Annotated in this window: 15 protein-coding genes; 10 read left to right on the plus strand and 5 right to left on the minus strand. The window is 69.2% G+C overall.

Annotation, left to right across the window (positions count from 1 at the left end):
• Positions 1-393 precede the first annotated feature (393 nt).
• Together ACFY3V_RS18500 and ACFY3V_RS18505 are read left to right on the plus strand one after the other, a co-directional pair.
• Positions 394-846, plus strand: a complete 453-nt coding sequence (locus ACFY3V_RS18500; RefSeq protein ID WP_362900108.1) for an ATP-binding protein — start codon at positions 394-396, stop codon at positions 844-846.
• A 372-nt stretch (positions 847-1218) separates the two neighbouring features.
• Positions 1219-1917, plus strand: coding sequence for a DsbA family oxidoreductase (locus ACFY3V_RS18505; protein ID WP_362900106.1), 699 nt, complete (start codon positions 1219-1221; stop codon positions 1915-1917).
• A gap of 27 nt (positions 1918-1944) precedes the next feature.
• Here ACFY3V_RS18505 and ACFY3V_RS18510 read toward each other — a convergent pair whose 3' ends face one another.
• Positions 1945-2577: a thymidine kinase gene (locus ACFY3V_RS18510; protein ID WP_350946770.1), complete on the minus strand. Its 633-nt coding sequence runs from the start codon at positions 2575-2577 to the stop codon at positions 1945-1947.
• 236 nt (positions 2578-2813) lie between these two features.
• Complete coding sequence (locus tag ACFY3V_RS18515; protein ID WP_362900104.1) at positions 2814-3452, minus strand: hypothetical protein; 639 nt, start codon at positions 3450-3452, stop codon at positions 2814-2816.
• A 335-nt stretch (positions 3453-3787) separates the two neighbouring features.
• On the opposite strand from ACFY3V_RS18515, the gene ACFY3V_RS18520 reads away from it, so the two are divergent.
• From ACFY3V_RS18520 to ACFY3V_RS18540, 5 genes are all read left to right on the plus strand, one after another.
• Positions 3788-4234 carry a hypothetical protein gene (locus ACFY3V_RS18520; protein ID WP_362900102.1) on the plus strand — a complete coding sequence of 149 codons (447 nt, stop codon included), beginning with the start codon at positions 3788-3790 and terminating at the stop codon, positions 4232-4234.
• A 209-nt stretch (positions 4235-4443) separates the two neighbouring features.
• Positions 4444-6588, plus strand: coding sequence for a hydantoinase/oxoprolinase family protein (locus tag ACFY3V_RS18525; RefSeq protein ID WP_389774639.1), 2145 nt, complete (start codon positions 4444-4446; stop codon positions 6586-6588).
• Entirely contained in the window at positions 6581-8500 is a 1920-nt protein-coding gene (locus tag ACFY3V_RS18530; protein ID WP_389774642.1) for a hydantoinase B/oxoprolinase family protein, read from the plus strand. The genes ACFY3V_RS18525 and ACFY3V_RS18530 overlap by 8 nt, the downstream gene beginning before the upstream one ends.
• 278 nt (positions 8501-8778) lie before the next feature.
• Entirely contained in the window at positions 8779-8982 is a 204-nt protein-coding gene (locus ACFY3V_RS18535) for a cold-shock protein (RefSeq protein ID WP_350946775.1), read from the plus strand.
• A gap of 112 nt (positions 8983-9094) precedes the next feature.
• Entirely contained in the window at positions 9095-9742 is a 648-nt protein-coding gene (locus ACFY3V_RS18540) for a histidine phosphatase family protein (protein WP_389774645.1), read from the plus strand.
• Here the strand turns inward: ACFY3V_RS18540 and ACFY3V_RS18545 are convergent.
• A complete protein-coding gene (locus tag ACFY3V_RS18545) occupies positions 9714-10394 on the minus strand; it encodes an ATP-binding protein (RefSeq protein ID WP_389774648.1) in 681 nt (226 codons plus the stop codon). The genes ACFY3V_RS18540 and ACFY3V_RS18545 overlap by 29 nt on opposite strands.
• 217 nt (positions 10395-10611) lie before the next feature.
• On the opposite strand from ACFY3V_RS18545, the gene ACFY3V_RS18550 reads away from it, so the two are divergent.
• The 3 genes from ACFY3V_RS18550 to ACFY3V_RS18560 all read left to right on the plus strand — a co-directional run bounded on the left by ACFY3V_RS18550 (position 10612) and on the right by ACFY3V_RS18560 (position 15902).
• A complete protein-coding gene (locus tag ACFY3V_RS18550) occupies positions 10612-12210 on the plus strand; it encodes a hypothetical protein (protein ID WP_389774651.1) in 1599 nt (532 codons plus the stop codon).
• 979 nt (positions 12211-13189) lie between these two features.
• The gene (locus ACFY3V_RS18555) at positions 13190-14347 is read left to right on the plus strand and encodes a CaiB/BaiF CoA transferase family protein (protein ID WP_389774759.1); all 1158 of its coding nucleotides are present in this window, start codon (positions 13190-13192) and stop codon (positions 14345-14347) included.
• Between the two features lie 49 nt (positions 14348-14396).
• Entirely contained in the window at positions 14397-15902 is a 1506-nt protein-coding gene (locus ACFY3V_RS18560) for a carboxyl transferase domain-containing protein (RefSeq protein WP_389774654.1), read from the plus strand.
• Between the two features lie 124 nt (positions 15903-16026).
• Here ACFY3V_RS18560 and ACFY3V_RS18565 read toward each other — a convergent pair whose 3' ends face one another.
• A complete protein-coding gene (locus ACFY3V_RS18565; protein WP_350946785.1) occupies positions 16027-16458 on the minus strand; it encodes a hypothetical protein in 432 nt (143 codons plus the stop codon).
• Positions 16455-16916, minus strand: a complete 462-nt coding sequence (locus tag ACFY3V_RS18570; protein WP_362906107.1) for a hypothetical protein — start codon at positions 16914-16916, stop codon at positions 16455-16457. Before ACFY3V_RS18570 ends, ACFY3V_RS18565 begins: the two co-directional genes overlap by 4 nt.
• Between the last annotated feature and the right edge of the window lies 1 nt (position 16917).

The following is a 16917-nucleotide window of genomic DNA, read 5'->3' on the forward strand; positions in this document are numbered from 1 at the left end:
GTCGTGAGGGAGACGAGCTTTACCCGGCGTGCGGAGAATTCCGCATCGCAAAGAATGCTCTACCAGGACAAGACCGTGTATCTGTCGACCCTCAATACACCTGGGTGTAAATACAGATAAATCGATACATAAATGGCGACAAAATCAACGGCGCGTTCGTTCGGGGAGTGTGCTGGAAGATCCCACACCATGTACGGGTCATAGAACGGATGAATGCGGTCGACGACGGAGTTTCCCGGTTACGGTCGGAACCGTCCGCCGCGAACCGGCCGTGCCGAGGGACCGCCGAGGGCCGCTGAGAGGCGGGAGGCGGGAGGCGCGGGTGCGTGTCAGGGCGCTGTCGCCGGGAGACGGAAGCGTTCCCGTCCATCGAGGGCTTTTCGGGAGGTCGGCATGAGACTGTTCGCCCATCTCGCCCTCTTCGTGGCCGCCGTCCCGCTGCCGCGCCCCCGCCCCAAGAGAGCGTCCTGGCCGCTCTTCCCCGTCGCGGCCTCGGTACCCAGGGCCCGGTGGCTGATCGGCGGCCGGCTGGCCCAGTGGGGAATCGACGGCCAGAGCGAGGTCGCCCGGCTGCTCGTCAGCGAGCTCGTCACCAACGCGCTGCGCCACGCGTGGGGACCGATCCGGCTCACCATCTCCTACCGGGACGGAACGCTGCGCTGTGAGGTGGGTGACGCCAATCCCGACCCGCCCATCCCACGCGACGCCCACGAGGACGACGAGGGAGGGCGCGGGTTGCAGCTGCTGGAGCTGCTCTCCGACCGGTGGGGCAGCGACCGCACGCCCATGGGAAAGGTCAGCTGGTTCGAACTGGCCGACAGGCGTTCCGGTGGTTCAGCGGCGTGAGAGGGGTAAGAGGGCTTTCGGGGACCCGGCTCACCCGACGCGAGAGGACGCTTCTTCCCCGTGAACGACACGCACGACTCGCGCCGCTCGGACGGCGGTACGCGAGGAGAAAAGCGGGCCATGCCCGCGCACGCACACGAAGGAGTCCCGAACGATGCGTCAGATCCGGATCCGCAGGCGACCGCGACGCCCCATCAAGGGCCTGCTGGACCTGCGGACCCCGTCGGGAAGGCTGCTGCCGTACTGACCCCGCCCCGCCGGGCGTGAACACCCCGTCCGGCGCCGCCCCTCATCCCGTCGCGCGGCCCGCGTCCCCGGATGACGGGACGAATCAGCGGAATCAGCGGCCCCCCGTACCGGTTGCAGCGTTGTGTGAAGGTTGAAATTTACTCAGACGTCGTCTGCCCCTGGTGCTACATCGGCCACACCCGCTTCGCTCGTGCCGTGCAGCGCTACCGGGCCAAGGGCGGTGAGGTGGAGGTCGAGTTCAGGCCGTTCCAGCTCGCTCCGGACGCGAAGTCCAGCGGCGAGCTCACGCGAACCTGGGCGGCGGCGAAGTTCGGCGGGGCCGAGCAGGCCGCCCAGATGTTCGCGAGGGTGTCCGGGGTCGCCGCCGAGGACGGGCTGGTGCTGGACTTCGATCATGCGATCCAGGCCAACACCCTCGACGCGCACCGCCTCATCCAGCTCGCCGGGGAGCAGGGCAAGGGGGAGGAGGCGCTCTACGCCCTCTTCCGCGCCCACTTCACCGACGGTCTCGACATCGGTTCCCGGGAGGTTCTCGCCGGGCTGGCCAAGGAGATCGGCGTACAGGCCGACCTGGACGGGGAGGACGGCGTGGCGGCGGTGAAGGAGGAGCTGGCCCAGGCCCGCGCGATCGGTGTCAGCTCGGTGCCGCTCTTCCTTTTCGAGGGCCAGTTCGCCGTCTCCGGAGCCCAGCCGGAGGACACCCTGCTCGCGGCTCTGGAGGAGGTCGCCGAGCGGACCGGCCAGTCCCCGGCCGCGCGGGCCGTGAAGGCCGCGACGGCGGGTGGCGACGCCTGCGACGACGAGGGCTACTGCCCGGTCTGATGGTTTTTCTCCTGCCCGGCGGAGAGGTCAGCCGGGCAGGCCGAGCTCGCCGGAGCGGTGGTGGCGGCGGCACAGGACCTGGTAGCGGATCGGATCGGCGCCCGTGTCGCCGATGACGACCTGCTCACCCGTACGGACCATCCTGCCGCCGACCACCCGGGCGTTCAGGCGCCCGGGGCGCCCGCACCAGCACAGCACCTCGACCTGCAGGCGGCTGATCTCGTCGGCCAGCTCGAACAGCCGCTGGGCGGCGGGGAACATCTGCGAGCGGAAGTCCGAGGCGAGGCCGAAGGCGTAGACGTCGATGCCGTGGTCGTCGGTGAGATCGGCGAGCTGCTCGATCTGGGCGACCGTGTAGAAGCACGCCTCGTCGCAGATGACGTAGTCGATGGGTTCGTGCGCGCGGACCAGGGCGACCAGGTCGAGGTCGTCGACGACCTCGACGGCCTCGCTGCCCAGGCCGATCCGGCTGGTGACCTGCGGGGCGCCCGAGCGGTCGTGTTTGGTGAGCACCAGCCCGCGCCTGCCCTGGCGGCCGTGGTTGTAGTTCATCTGCAGGGCCAGCGTGGACTTGCCGCAGTCCATCGGGCCGAAGTAGAAGCGCAGCACTCCGTCCCGGGAACCGGTGGGAACGGCGGAGAGGGCAGACAATTCGGTCACGGGGCGCCAGCCTAGTGCCCCGGCCACGCTCCGCGATCTCCGCCCCTGACGATCGGTTCGCCGCTCTCGGCTGCCGCCGGGGCGTACGGCGTCTCCCGCCTCGCCCGGTGGGACCGTTCGCGGCCTCGCCGGGCGGAAGCCTCCGGAGCGCCCGGGGGAACGGGCCCAGAAGGGGGCCGGGGCCGGCCGAGGGAGGCTCGCCATCCCCGGCGGGCGAGCCTCCCTCGGCCGGTGGGTCAGAGCTCGCCGCTCTCGATCGCCGCCTTGAGACCCGCCTGCGTCGCCTGGTGGGAGGAGACACCGTTCGTCACGGTGAAGTCGAGGAGCAGGATGCTCGCCTCGAAGGTGAGATGCTCGGTGACGCGCGTCCGTCCGTCGCCCAGGTCGTGAAAGACGATCTTCTGGTGCGTGACGACGTTCGGCAGCGTCCAGGTGTCGGTCTCGTAGTAGAGGGCGTCGCGGTGAATGCGCTGCTGCGCGTGCGTGTTGACGGTGACGGGCAGTCCGGCGACCGGGATGTTCTCCACGGCCGTGAAGTTGACGTAGCGCACCCCGGCGTCGGTCCGGTCGGCGTGGGTGACGACCCGCTGCAGGAACGAGTGCGCGCCGAGGTGGTTGTTGATATTCGAGTAGGCGTCGAACACGTGCTCCACCGGCGCGTCGATCTCAATCGAGACGTCGCGCTTGGCCTGGCCGCGTCCCGTGATCGGGAGGGGAGCGGTGAGGCACTCGTAGAACCTGTAGGTGTTCCACGCGATCTGCCACTGGGCGGCGAGAACGGGGTCGGTGTCGGCGCGGGCGGGGGCCGAGAACACGGTGGTGAGGAGGACGACGGCGGACAGCGGGGCCACGAGGAGCCGGAGGAGCTTCGTCACAGATACCTCTGGGAGCCGGACGAGAGTAGTAGATCTCTTGTATCTCGTCTGACCGTGGTTTAGTACGCCGCAGACGGATCGTGATCGCGATGTTTCATGGATGGCTCGTTTTCTTACATCCTTCAGAAAAGAGGGCTATCTCCGCGCGACACTGAGCCGCGCGGTGTATCAGGACGTTTGGGGAGATGATGTCCTGGTAGGGGTGGGGGGTCCCCGGCCGACAAGCGCCGGCCACGCCCCGACTAAGTCCCGACAAGACCTGACATGGTCTGACTTGGCTTGACGGCGAAAACCATGGGAGATTCCTTTTGGTCTATCGAAAAGTGGGAGAATCTGTGACGACCACCAACAACTCCGCTCCACCCCACGGCAAGACCCCGGCCGTCGTGACCTCAGGCCCCTCCAGCGCGGAGACCGCCGAGATACCCACGGCCCTCGCGGCGATGATGACCGAGGACGAGGCCGTCGCCGCCCAGGCCGAGGCGGCCCGCTGGCGATACGGGTTCTACGTCGTCATCGTGGGACTCCTGGTCATCCTGATCGGCTTCGTGGTGATCGCGATGCGCGCCGGCGACACCGCCGCGCCGTTCGCCGGGCTCGTCGGCGTCTCCGGCGCCATCATCGGCGCCTACTTCGGCGTGCAGGTCGGCCAGTCCGGCAAGGACCGGGTCGAGGCCGAACTGCGCCGTACGAACGAGATGGCGATCCGCCTCGCCGCCAAGATCCACGCGCACGACGCCGACGCGGTGATCAACACCACCATGGGCCCCCGCCGCCGCTAGAGCCCACCCCTCGACCCTCCCGGCCCGTGACGGCGAGGCCGTCTCCGGGGCGGGAGCGTCGTCGTCGGTGAGGCCGCTTCCCGGGTGGGAGCGTCTCCGGAGAGGTCGCCTGCCACGCCACCTGCCGCCAACACTGCACAAGGAACGGCCACAGCTTCGGCAGGGTCCGCCGATTTGTGGACTCGCCGGGACTGGGTAGACACGGGGGCATGCGCAGCGTCCGTATCGGGGTCGACACCGGAGGCACGTTCACCGACGTGGTGGCGGTGGACGAACAGACCGGTGAGATCACCACGACCAAGACTCCCTCCACCCCGGCCAACCCGGCCGACGGGTTCATGGAGGGGGTGCGAAAAGTCCTGCGTAAGGCGGCCGGCGCCGAGGACGTGACGATGGAGGCCGTCTCCGCCGTCGTGCACGGCACCACGGTCGCCACGAACCAACTCCTCGAAGACCGCATCGCCGACCTCGGCTTCGTCACCACCGAAGGCTTCGAGTTCATCCTGGAGATCGCCCGCCAGAGCGTGCCGGACGGCTACGGCAACTCCTACTTCTGGGTGAAACCACCCCGCATCGTCCCGGTGCACCGGATCAGGGCCGTCGGCGGACGCCTGGACCACACCGGAGCGGAGGTGCGGCCCTTCAACGAGGAGCAGGCCGTCGCGGCGGCCCGCTGGTTCCGCGACCGCGGCATCACCGCGATCGGCGTGTGCTTCCTGCACTCGTACGCCAACCCCGCCCACGAGCAGCGCATGCGAGAGGTCCTCGAAAGAGAGCACCCGGACGCCGTCGTCTCGCTCTCGTGCGACGTGCTGCGCGAATACCGCGAGTACGAGCGGTCGGTCACCACCCTCGTCGACGCGGCGGTCAAACCGACCATGCGCCGCTACATCGCGAACCTGGCCGAACGCCTGGAGGCGGCGGGGAACGCGCGTACGGGAAGCCCGGAGGAAAGCACGCGGCAGGGAAGTGCGGAGAAGGAAAGCGCTGAGAAGGGAAGCGCGGAGAGGGGGAGCGGCATGCCGTTCTCCGTCATGAAGAGCAACGGCGGCGTGCTGTCCGCGGCCGAAGTCGTGCACCAGCCGATCACCACCGTGCTCTCAGGACCGGCCGCGGGCGCGCTCGGCGCCGCCCTCATCGCCGCCACCGCCGGACATCCCTCGGTGATCACCCTGGACGGCGGTGGCACCTCGACCGACGTCGCGGTGGTCGTCGACGGCGAACCATCCCTCACCACCGAGGGCAGCATCGGCCGCTACCCCTGCAAGATCCCGATGATCGACATCGTGACCGTCGGCGCTGGCGGCGGCTCCGTCGCGTGGATCTCACCCGAGGGCACGCTCAAGGTCGGGCCCCGATCGGCCGGAGCCGACCCGGGCCCGCTCTGCTACGGCCGGGGCGGCACAGAGGTCACCGTCACCGACGCGCACGTCTTCCTCGGCCGGGTCCCGCCGCACCTGCTCGGCGGGGAGATCCCGCTCGACGCCGACGCCGCCCGCGAGGGCATCGAGGCACTCGCCGGCAAGATCGGCCTGACCCCGGAACGGACCGCGGCGGGCATCCTGGAGATCAGCGCGTTCAACCAGTCGAACGCCATCCGCCAGATCACCGTCAAACGCGGCCTGGACGTACGCGACTTCCCCATGGTCGCCTTCGGCGGCTCGGGACCGCTGCTGGTCTGCCGGTTGATCGACATCCTCGGCCTGCCATTGGTGATCGTCCCGCCGGACCCGGGCAACGTCTCGGCCTTCGGACTGCTCACCGTGGACGTCAAGAACGACTACGTACGCACCTTCGTCACCCGCGACCTCTCCCTGAAGGACGCCGAGGAGATCTTCGGCGACCTGGAGGGACAGGCCGCCTCCGCCCTGGACCGCGAGGGCTTCCCCGTCGACGCGCACGTCTACGCGCGCAGCGCCGACCTGCGCTACAACGGCCAGGCCTACGAGGTGAGAGTGCCCGCCCCCGCAGGACCGCTCGACGAGGCATGGCGGGCCGAGGTGCTGGACCGCTTCCACACCGAGCACCGCAAACTCTACGGATACGGCTACCGCGACGACCCCCGGCACGGCGTCGAGTGGGTCAACCTCCGCGTCTCCGGCATCGGCCCGATCACCCGGCCCTCCATCGGACGCAGACCCCACGGCGACCCGCGACCCGAGCCCACCGCCTCCCGCGAGGTCTTCTACGACGAGTGGGGCAGCGCCCCCATCCACCGCCGCCGCGACCTGACCGCCGGAGCGAGGATCACCGGCCCGGCGGTGATCGAGGAGTACGGCTCCACCCTGCCGCTCCACCCCGGCTTCACCGCGACCATGGACGAGTTCGGAAACCTGGAGGTACGCCGTGCATGACGCGGATCGGCCGACGATCGCGGACGAGCGAGGAACGGTGAGCGGTGAGCGACCGGCGAGCACGGGCGGGCGGCCTACGAGCGGGGCCGACCCGGTACTGGTGGAGATCGTCGAAGGGACCCTCGCCTCGATGGAGATGGAGGTGGAGACGGCGATCGCCCGCACCGCCCGCTCACCCATGATCCGCGACGCGCACGACTTCCGCGCGGGCATCCACGACGTACGGCTGCGCAAGCTGACCGGCAGGTCCTACTCGGCGCTGGTCCAGCCGATCGTGCGGGACTTCCCGATCGACGAGATGAAGCCCGGCGACGTGTTCTTCCACAACGACGTCTACCTGTCCGAGGGCGGCATCGGCCACCTGCCCGACCTGTGCGTGACGGTCCCGGTCTTCCACGAAGGACAGGTCGTCGCCTTCGTCCAGGCGTTCGGCCACCACGACGACATCGGCGGGGCCGTACCGGGCTCCATGCCGAGCAACGCGCGCAGCGTGTTCGAGGAGGGACTGATGGTCCCGCCGATCAAACTATGGGACGAGGGCGTACCCAACCGGGCGGCACTCACGATCATGACGCGAAACTCCCGGATGCCCGACTCCCTCGCCGGAGACCTGGACGCCGAGTGCTCGGCCTGCCTGATGGGCGCGCGGCGGCTGGGAGAGCTGTTCGACCGCTACGGGCGTGAGGCGGTCGAGGCGTGCTTCGACGCGATCATCTCCAACACCACCGAGACGTTCCGCAGGGAACTGCTCGCCAAGATCCCCGAGGGCACCCACGTCTGGGAGGACTACGCCGAACACGACGGCGTGGACGCCCCCCGCCTGCACACTCAGCGGATGACCCTCACCGTCGACCACTCCGCGCCGGTGCCGCTGGTGATCGACTTCACCGGCACCTCCCCGCAGGCCAAGGGTCCGATCAACCACGCCGGCGACTACGCCGACGGGGTCTTCCTGAAGAAGTGGCTCGCACCGATCCTGCGCAACCTGGCCGACACCCCCGAGCGGATGGCCGAACTCGACGTCAACGAGGGCGTCGTCCCCCTCATCGAGATGCGCTTCCCCGAGAAGGGCACCCTGCTCACCCCGATCTTCCCCGCCCCCACCAACGCCCGCACCTTCGTGATCCTGCGCCTGCTGGGCGTGCTGGCCGGGGTGCTGGCCAAGGCGACCGGCGGCCGGATGCCCGCCGACCAGGAGACCATCCGCTACACCGGCGTCTACGGCGACGGCCTCGACGGCACCCCGTACCTGATGAGGGAGGTCCTCGGCGGCGGCTCTGGCGGCCGATGGTACGCCGACGGCGAGGACACCATCCACGTGGTGCCCGACTCGCGCAACATCCCGGTCGAGTTCGCCGAGTCCCGCTGGCCCTTCCGCGTCGAACGGCTCGGCCTGGCCCGCGACTCCGGCGGCCCCGGCCTCTACCGGGGCGGCCTCGGCTACGACAAGCACCTGCGGATGCTCCGCGACGCCTCGTTCATGTCCATCGCCGACCGCTCGATCCTGTCCTGCTGGGGCGTGAACGGCGGCCGGGCCGGGCGCCCCTTCGTCGTGGAGATCGAAGGGAAGGAGATGGAGGGCCTGGTGGACGACTCCCCGGTCCGCGCGGGCGAGATCATCCGGGTCCGCACCACGGGCGGAGGCGGCTGGGGCTCCCCGCTGGACCGCGACCCCGCCCTGGTGGCCGCCGACGTCCGCGACGGCAAGGTCTCACCCGAGGGCGCCCGCGACGACTACGGGGTCGTCCTGAGCGGCACCCCCGACGATCCCCAGGCGGACACCGAGGCCACCGAGGCCCGCCGCGCGGAACTGCGCACCCTCGCCCCCGCCGACGCGCCCTTCTTCGACCGAGGCCCCGGTTTCCCCACCCTTTCTGGCGGCCTGCCGTACGCGGAGGTGGACCTCGTGTGACGCTCCGTAGGGTGCCCATCCCCGCCCGCTCACGCCGTCCGCCGGGCCTGTCGCGACGGCGGCCCGGCGGCGGGGGTGGACTCGTGTGATGGTCCGGGCAGGTGCTAGCCTGGACGTAGTTGCGGTTGTGGTACCCATGAAACTTTGTGTGCACCTGACGGATAACCCTTCAGGTGCATTTTTGTTTTGCCGGTCATCTCCGGATGGGCTCATCGCGGCGACGCGGGTTCCGCGCGGTGCGGATCCCGGCTCTGCCCCCTGTTCGAAGGAGAATGATCATGGCAACTGGAACCGTCAAGTGGTTCAACTCGGAAAAGGGCTTCGGCTTCATCGAGCAGGACGGCGGCGGCGCCGACGTCTTCGCCCACTACTCCAACATTGCCGCCCAGGGCTACCGTGAGCTGCAGGAGGGCCAGCGGGTCTCCTTCGACGTCACGCAGGGCCAGAAGGGCCCGCAGGCGGAGAACATCGTCCCCGCCTAGTAGCACCTGTACTTCACGGGCCGGGGCCCGCACCTTTCCAAGGTGCGGGCCCCGGCTCGTTTCGTGTCCGGCGTTTCTTTCCCACTGATCGAGAAAGTGTTTTCATACGAGAATGCCACTGACGATCACTGTGGTTCGACATGGCCAGAGCGAGTCCAACCTGGCCTTCGAGGAGGCTTTTCACGCGGGCAGGGCGGTCGTCCTGGGCCGCCCCGATTCCGAGACCGAGCTGACCCCGCTCGGCAGGGAGCAGGCCACCAGGCTGGGGCGGCACCTGGCGGCGGGGGATCCGCCGGAACTCGTCCTGTGCTCGCCGTACCTCAGGACCGTGCGGACCTGGGAGCTGGTCGCCGCCGAGCTGGACGCGGACCCCGAGGTCCGGCTGGAGCCGAGACTCAGGGACCACGACATGGGGCGGTGGTCGGGGATGAACGCGTTCGCGATCAGGGAGAGGTTTCCGGACGAGTCGGAGAACCTGGTCGCGCGTCTGTACGGCGGCTTCCGGCCCCCGGAGGGGGAGAGTTTCCCGGACCTCGCCGCTCGGATCCGCGAGGTGGTCGAGGAACTGCGTGCCGGGCACGCCGGCCGCCGCATTCTCGTCGTCGCGCACGACTCCGTCGTGCTGATGTTCAAGCACGTGATCGAGGGTGTCCCGATCGACTCCGTCGAGGCGTCCGGCCCGGTCGGCAACGCCTCGCTCTCGGTGTGGCGCGACTCCAAGTCCGAGATCTTCAACGAGACAGGCCATTTGCGGGACTAGTTTCCTGAGTGGATTCCCTGGGGGTCTTGCAAAGTCGCGGCGCATCAGAGTCGATTCCCAGGGGCGTCGCGAGGTCTCCTCGCGCCGAGAGATAGGCCCAGACTCGGTGACCGAGCGTGGGGCCACCCTGGTAGCCGACGCGGGTGGCGAGGGCCGCGACGGTCGCCAGGCCACGGCCGTTCTCCTCGTCCGTGTCCGGCGGATGCTCCCCGCGGAACCACGGGACACCGTTTCCGCCCTGGTCGTGCACGGTGATGAGGATGCCGGTCGCTTCGCCCCCGTGCCGCACGAACGACGCGCGGTCCAGTACGACCTCGACGGTGAAGGAGCCGCCCGCGTCGCCGCTGCGGCTGTGGCGCAGCGCGTTGCCGGCCAGCTCGGACACAATCAGTTCGGCATCGTCGGCGCAGGGGGTGTCGGCGAGCAGGAAACGGACGAGCCTGCGGGCCTGGGCCACCTGGTCCGGCGTACCGGAGAAGGATCTCGCCCAGACCAGGTGACCGGTAGGGCGTGGCCGAGCCGGGGTGGTGGCCTGTCCGCCCCCAGGAAGTGAGATCGTGGCCGATGTGCTCTCGGCGGGGAAGCCGAGATGCGGGTTCGAGTCGATGGGCGGGTGAAGCCGCTCGTGGCCGTAGCCGAAAGGTTGACGCATAAAACCGAACCCTGGCGCGAGGTGCCCATGAAGAAGATCCCCGGTTTTTCGACCGGAGGGATCCCGATTATTGACCGGGGCGCCGTCCGTACGGCCAGGGACAGGCGATTTCCCTTCCCGCGGTCCCGCTTTTCGAATTCCCGATTCTCTGTCTTTCCGTGGTTGGTCATGTACTATCCGTGACCAAAGCTTGGTCTGCATCGTACGCCGGGGGTTGATGACGATGTCCAGGGACGGTTACCACATCATGATCGACTGCAGGAAGCACAGCGAGCTGCTGCGGGCCAAGGGCTTCAGCTTCGACCAGATCGCGGACATCTTCACGCTCCATCACGATGTCAGCCCGCTGAAGCTGCACCGGTACGCGAACGGACTCACCGGCGCGCAGGCCGTGGCCGCCTACAACGACCTGGACCCGGCCGGTACGGCGGCGATGCGCGTACCCAGGCTCTACGTCTTCGAAGGATGGCCCGACTCGGAGCGGCGCCCCAACGCCAGGGCGCTGGCGATCTTCGCGCAGATCTACCACACCACCGCTCGACGTCTGGTCACCGATGAGACGTACGCCTCCTACAACCCGAACGACCGCGATCTCATCGACCGTACGGATCACCGTCACCTCGATTCCCGGAGGTCTCGCCACACCCCGAGCGAGAGGGCCACTCGTGCCAGCATGGAGCCAGAAGCGGTGCGTGCGAGCGGTACGGTTCCCGCTGTCCTGACGCGCAAGGACTGCGCCGCCCTGCTTCGCGCCCTCAGAGCCGAGGAGGCCGACGTGAGACGACGGGATCTGCTGTTCGAGCTCGCCCTGGCGATGGGCGGCGCCCCCGCCGTCGCCCTGCTGCGCCACCTCTCCCCACCGGAGAAGGACCGGCTGGTGGCGGTAGTGCGCACCTCCGGTCGCGTGGACGCCGGGACAGTCGAGGTGATCGAGAAGCTGACCGCCCGGTGCCGCCGCCTGGACGACGACTTCGGCCCCGAGGCCGTGCTTCCCGTGGTCGACGCCCAGCGCGAGCTGGTCGCAGGTCTACTGCACGGCGAAACCCTGCTCCCCGCGCTGCGCGACCGCCTCACCCACGCCTACGCCCAGCTCAGCCAGCTCGCCGGATATCTCCATTACGACCTGATGGACTACGCGGGAGCGCAGCGTCGCTACCGGGAGGCGCTGGAGGCCGCGCATCAGATCGCCGATCCCACCCTGATCGCCTATCTGCACACCTGCCTGAGCAGCATGCTCCTGCGCCAAGGACAGACAGGTCGGGCTCTCGACCACATCTACGCCGCTGAGGGCTGGGTACGGCGGAGTCCGAGCGCTCTTCTCGGATCGCTGCACGCCATAGACATGGCCCGTGTGCTGGCCCGCTCCGGAAGCGTCCGGGAGAGCGAGCAGGCCCTCGCCCGTTCCCTTCAACTGGTCAGTCGGCCGAGAAGCGAGGCCGATCCTTCCTATCTCTACTGGTGGACACCCATCGGAGTGCAACGGAACACCGCCTATTGCATGCTCGCCTGGGGACGCCTCGCCGATGCGATCGACTCGGCGGAAAAGGCATTGGCGATTCCCGTGACCCGCAAGATCGCTCATGGCGAGGCCCTGCTGTACTACGCCGAGGCGCTCACCCGGAAGCGTGAGATCCTCGCCGCCGTCGACAAGATCCGGGGTGCTGCTCACCTCAGCAGCTCGCACAGTTCCGGCCAGCTCGCCGACTCCGTACGGCAGGCGCGTACCCGGCTCCAGCCATGGGCGGGCAACAAGCACGTCCGTCATCTCGACGAGGAGCTTCGCTCCCTGGGCATCGTTTCCCAGATCAAGGAATGAGTTGAGCGGGTCGTCCTCGTTTCGTCCTCGAAGCATCGGACCCGGCGGCTAACGTGATCTCGCTGCGGAGCTCACGTTGATCACCTGGGCCGAGGCTTACAACTACCGCCGCCTCCCCGCGCCCAGCGTCGACCCGGGCCGCCACCACGTCTACTCCGATGCGGGGTCACGTCCGGAGCCTCCAACCACCTCGGGGTGACCCAGACCATCCCCGAAGGCGCAGGGCCGACGCCGGTAACAAGCTACGTGTCATGGTGAATCAGGTGCCATCCCCGCAGGCGCGGGGCCGACCGGGCCGGTCACCCAAAGGTGCCGCCACCACGCGGAGCATTCTCGTAGGCGCGGGGCCGACTGCTCGATGGCCTTGAGTAGCTCGTCGTGGAAGGGAACACCCCCGCAGGCGCAGGGCTGACCCCACCATAGGGCGATTCGTGCCGCCGAGTGCGGGAACACCCCCGCGGGCGCGGGGCCGACACCTGCTGTCCTGCGGTTCTAAGCAGGGAAGGGGGCGAAAATCTTTAGTTGGTCAGCGGGCTGATGCTTCATCGTCGAGAGGCTCGCCCTCTGAGGTGATCTGGGCGTTGAACATTGTAACGAAGCCGAACGAGGTGACAGGTCTCCAGAGAGTTCTCGCCCATAAGTTAAATTTCCTATCATTTGGGAAAATTAACCACAAAAGACTCTCGGATCTTTAGTTGACCAGCCTGCTGTGTTCGGTTTGCGGAGTTGACTGGAGTGTGCGGCATTGTTTCTGTGCGAGCCGACATGTGGGTGCTCCTGGGCTCTCGGCAGGAGTCATACGGGAGATCGTGACTGACACGTCCTCGTGATCTTCCCCTCCGGTCCCGTCCGGTGACGGTATGGGAGATCATGGGTGTTCCTCCGCCCGGATATCGTGCCAAGTGGTCTCATGACAAACGGGTCGGAAGCGGGGGAGCCCTCGTCGGCCGGGCCGGCCGCCATGCACCGGAGGTTGATCTTGCAGGGAGCACTCGGCGACATCGTCGTCCTCGATCTCTCTCGCGCGCTCGCGGGTCCGCACGCCGCGCAGATGCTCGGTGACCTGGGGGCCCGGGTGATCAAGGTGGAGCATCCCGAGGGGGGTGACGAATCGCGGGGGTGGGGGCCGCCGTTCGTAGGCCCTGATCATGATATTTCCACGTATTTCCTGGCGGCCAACCGCAACAAACAGTCGATCGCCGTCGACCTCAAGTCCGCCGAGGGTAAATCGCTGATCGAGCGGCTGGTGCGTCAGAGCGACGTGCTGGTGGAGAACTTCCGCACCGGGGTCCTGGACCGGCTGGGCTTCTCCGTCGAGCGGTTGCACGAGCTCAACCCCCGCCTCGTCATCCTGTCGATCACCGGGTTCGGCCATGACGGGCCGGAGGGCGGCAGGCCCGGTTACGACCAGATCGCGCAGGGCGAGGCAGGGCTGATGAGCCTGACCGGCCCGTCGCCCGAGGAGCCGTACCGGGTGGGTGCCTCGATCGCGGACCTGCTCGGGGGCATCCACGGCGCGTACGGGGTGGTCGCCGCGCTGTACGAGCGGGAGCGGACCGGGCGGGGCAAGGTCGTGCGGACCTCGCTGCTGGCCGCGGTGACCGGGGTGCACTCCTACCACGGCACGGCCTGGACGGTCGGCGGGCAGGTGCCCGGGGCGGGCGGTAATCACCACGCCTCCATCGCTCCGTACGGCGCCTTCCGCTGTGCCGACGGCATGATCCAGATCGCGGCGGCGAACGACGTGCAGTGGCGCAAGGTCGCTGCCCTGCTGGACATAGACCCAGATGTCGCGAAATATGCGATCAATAGGGAAAGATTCGCGCATCGGGATGAGCTGATCGCCGACATGGAGCAGGCGCTCACCAAGCATGACAGGGGGCACTGGCTGGCCGCGCTCGCCGAGGCCGGGGTGCCCGCGGGGGCCATCAGGTCCATCGACGAGGTCTACGCCTGGGACCAGACCCGCTCCCAGGGCCTGGTGGTCGAGGTGGACCACCCCGTGCTCGGCACCATCGAGCTGCCGGGACCGCCGCTGCGCTTCGACGGGGACGCTCCCGTGCGCCACACCGCCCCGCCGGCCCTCGGCGAGCACGGCGACGAGGTCCTCGCCTGGCTGGAGGAGCGCGAGCGATGACAGGCAGCCTTCCGGCCCACGCCCGCGTGCCGTCTCCCGGAGCGTGGTTATGACCCCGGTACGGCCCGACGCGCGGACGCTGATCGACACCTTTCTCGATCCGGGGACGTGGGTCTCGTGGGACGAGCCGCCCGCCGACCCCGCCGACCCCGCCGCGCCCGGCTCCGGGTACGCGGAGGAGCTCGCCGCGGCCCGGGCCAAGACGGGGTACGACGAGTCGGTGATCTCCGGTGAGGGCCTGCTCGAAGGGCGGCGGGTGGCGATCGTCGCGTGTGAGTTCTCCTTCATGGCAGGTTCGATCGGGGTGGCCGCCGCCGAGCGGCTCACCTCCGCGGTCGAGCGCGCCACCGCGGAGGGGCTCCCGCTGCTGGCCGCCCCGGCCTCGGGCGGGACCCGCATGCAGGAGGGCGCGGTGGCCTTCGTCCAGATGGTGAAGATCACCGCCGCCGTGGCCGCGCACCGCGCGGCGGGGTTGCCGTACGTCGTCTACCTGCGTCATCCCACCACCGGTGGCGTCTTCGCCTCCTGGGGGTCGCTCGGGCACGTCACCGCCGCCGAGCCGGGGGCGCTGATCGGCTTTCTGGGGCCGAGGGTGTTCGAGTCGCTGCACGGCTACCCGTTCCCCGAAGGTGTCCAGGTCTCCGAGAACCTCTTCGCCCACGGCCTGGTCGACGCCGTGGTGTCGGCACAGGACGCCCGGGGGATCGCGGTACGGGCGCTCGCCGTGCTGTGCGCACCGCGCGCGGGCCTGGATCCGGGGGAGGAGCCCGACGGGCGGATTCCCGCGATCGAGGCGTGGGACGCGATCAGCCGTTCCCGCCGTGACGACCGCCCCGGGGTGCGGGCGCTGCTCAAGCTCGGTGCCTCCGACGTCACCCCGCTGCACGGCACCGGTGTGGGCGAGAACGATCCCGGGCTGATCCTCGCCCTGGCGAGGTTCGGCGAGGCCCCCGCGGTCGTGCTCGGCCAGGACCGGCGGCACCAGCGGATCGACGCCCCGCTCGGCCCGGCCGGGCTGAGGGTCGCGAGGCGGGGCATGCATCTCGCCTCCGAGCTGGGGCTGCCGCTGGTCACCGTGATCGACACCGCCGGTGCCGCGCTGTCGAAGGCGGCGGAGGAGGGCGGCCTCGCCGCGGAGATCGCACGTTCCCTGGCCGATCTGGTGATGCTCGACGCCCCGACGGTGTGTCTGCTGCTGGGGGAGGGGGCGGGCGGTGCCGCCCTGGCGCTGCTTCCCGCCGACCGGGTGCTCTGCGCGCAGCACGGCTGGTTGTCGCCGCTGTCTCCCGAGGGGGCCTCGGCGCTTCTTTACCGGAGTGTCGACTTCGCGCCGGAGATCGCCGCGGCGCAGGGGGTGAGATCCACCGACCTGCGCGGGAACGGGCTCGTCGACCGGATCATCCCGGAGTTTCCCGACGCCGCCTACGAGCCGGAGGCGTTCTGCGTCCGGGTCGCGCGCACCCTGGAGCACGAGATCGCGGGGCTGCTGAGCCAGGCCCCCGCCGACCGCCTCGCCGCCAGACTGGCCCGTTACCGGCGGCTCGGCACCGGCTGAAAAGGCAGCGGCTGAGAAAGGCGCCGGCCGAGCGGGATACCGGCTGAGCGGGACCCTTGCCGAAGTGGACCTCGGCTGAGAGGGACGCCTCCGAGGAGGCGCCGGTCGAGCGGAGGGCGGCGGGTTACGGCTCGGCGCCCTCCGGCGAGAGGGGGACGGGCAGCCGCTCGATCCTGATGGAGAAGACCTCGTCGCGGGGGACGACGACCTCGTACGCCCCGTGGTCGACCATCCAGTAACCCAGCGCCTCGGCCTTCATCCCGCTGTGCCCGGTGTAGGCGATGTGCAGGCTCTCCTCGCCGTTCTCCTCGGAGACGTCGAGGACCAGGCACGGCTCCCCGCCGAACGCGCCGACCGTGCGGACCAGCACCAGCCAGTCGAGGTCCTCGCGGGCGACGACGAGCCGCCAGTAGCCGGAGGCCGCCTCGAAGCCCTTCTGGGCCTCCTCGTTGAACAGCACCACCTCGGAGGCGCCGGGGCCGAGGGCCGCGGCGTACGTACGGCCCAGGTAGCGGGCGGCGAAGCCCGAGGCCACCGGCTCGATCTCGGCGCTCATGAGGCGGGCCGCCAGCTCAGGCCGTCGTAGAGGCCGAAGAGGCGCTCCTCGCCGGGGACCACGTGGATGATCTCGGCTCCCGCGGGGATCGGCATGGGTGTGGTGTGGAACTGCGGCACGACGTGCTCCCGCGAGGTGGTGAAGCCGTTTCCCGCGAAGGGCGGTGAATCGTTCCAGTCACCGCCCATGTGCGGTCCGTACGGCACGATGTAGGCGTCCATGTCGCGGGCGAACCAGCGCATCAGGTAGATCTCGGGGACCGTCGCGGTCAGTTCCGACCCCTCGAACCCCAGGTCGAGGCCGACGAAGAGCTGCGCGGGGGTGGTCAGCCGCGCGCAGTCCTGAACCCGGTAAACATATCCGGAGATCACGGTGCGTCTGCCGGCCAGATAGGGCACGAGCAGCCGAGGCGGTATGACCTTCTGCATCTGCGTTCTACGCCCAGGTGGCTCACTCACG

The organism is Streptosporangium sp. NPDC000095, assembly GCF_042899335.1.
Classification (GTDB): Bacteria; Actinomycetota; Actinomycetes; order Streptosporangiales; family Streptosporangiaceae; genus Streptosporangium.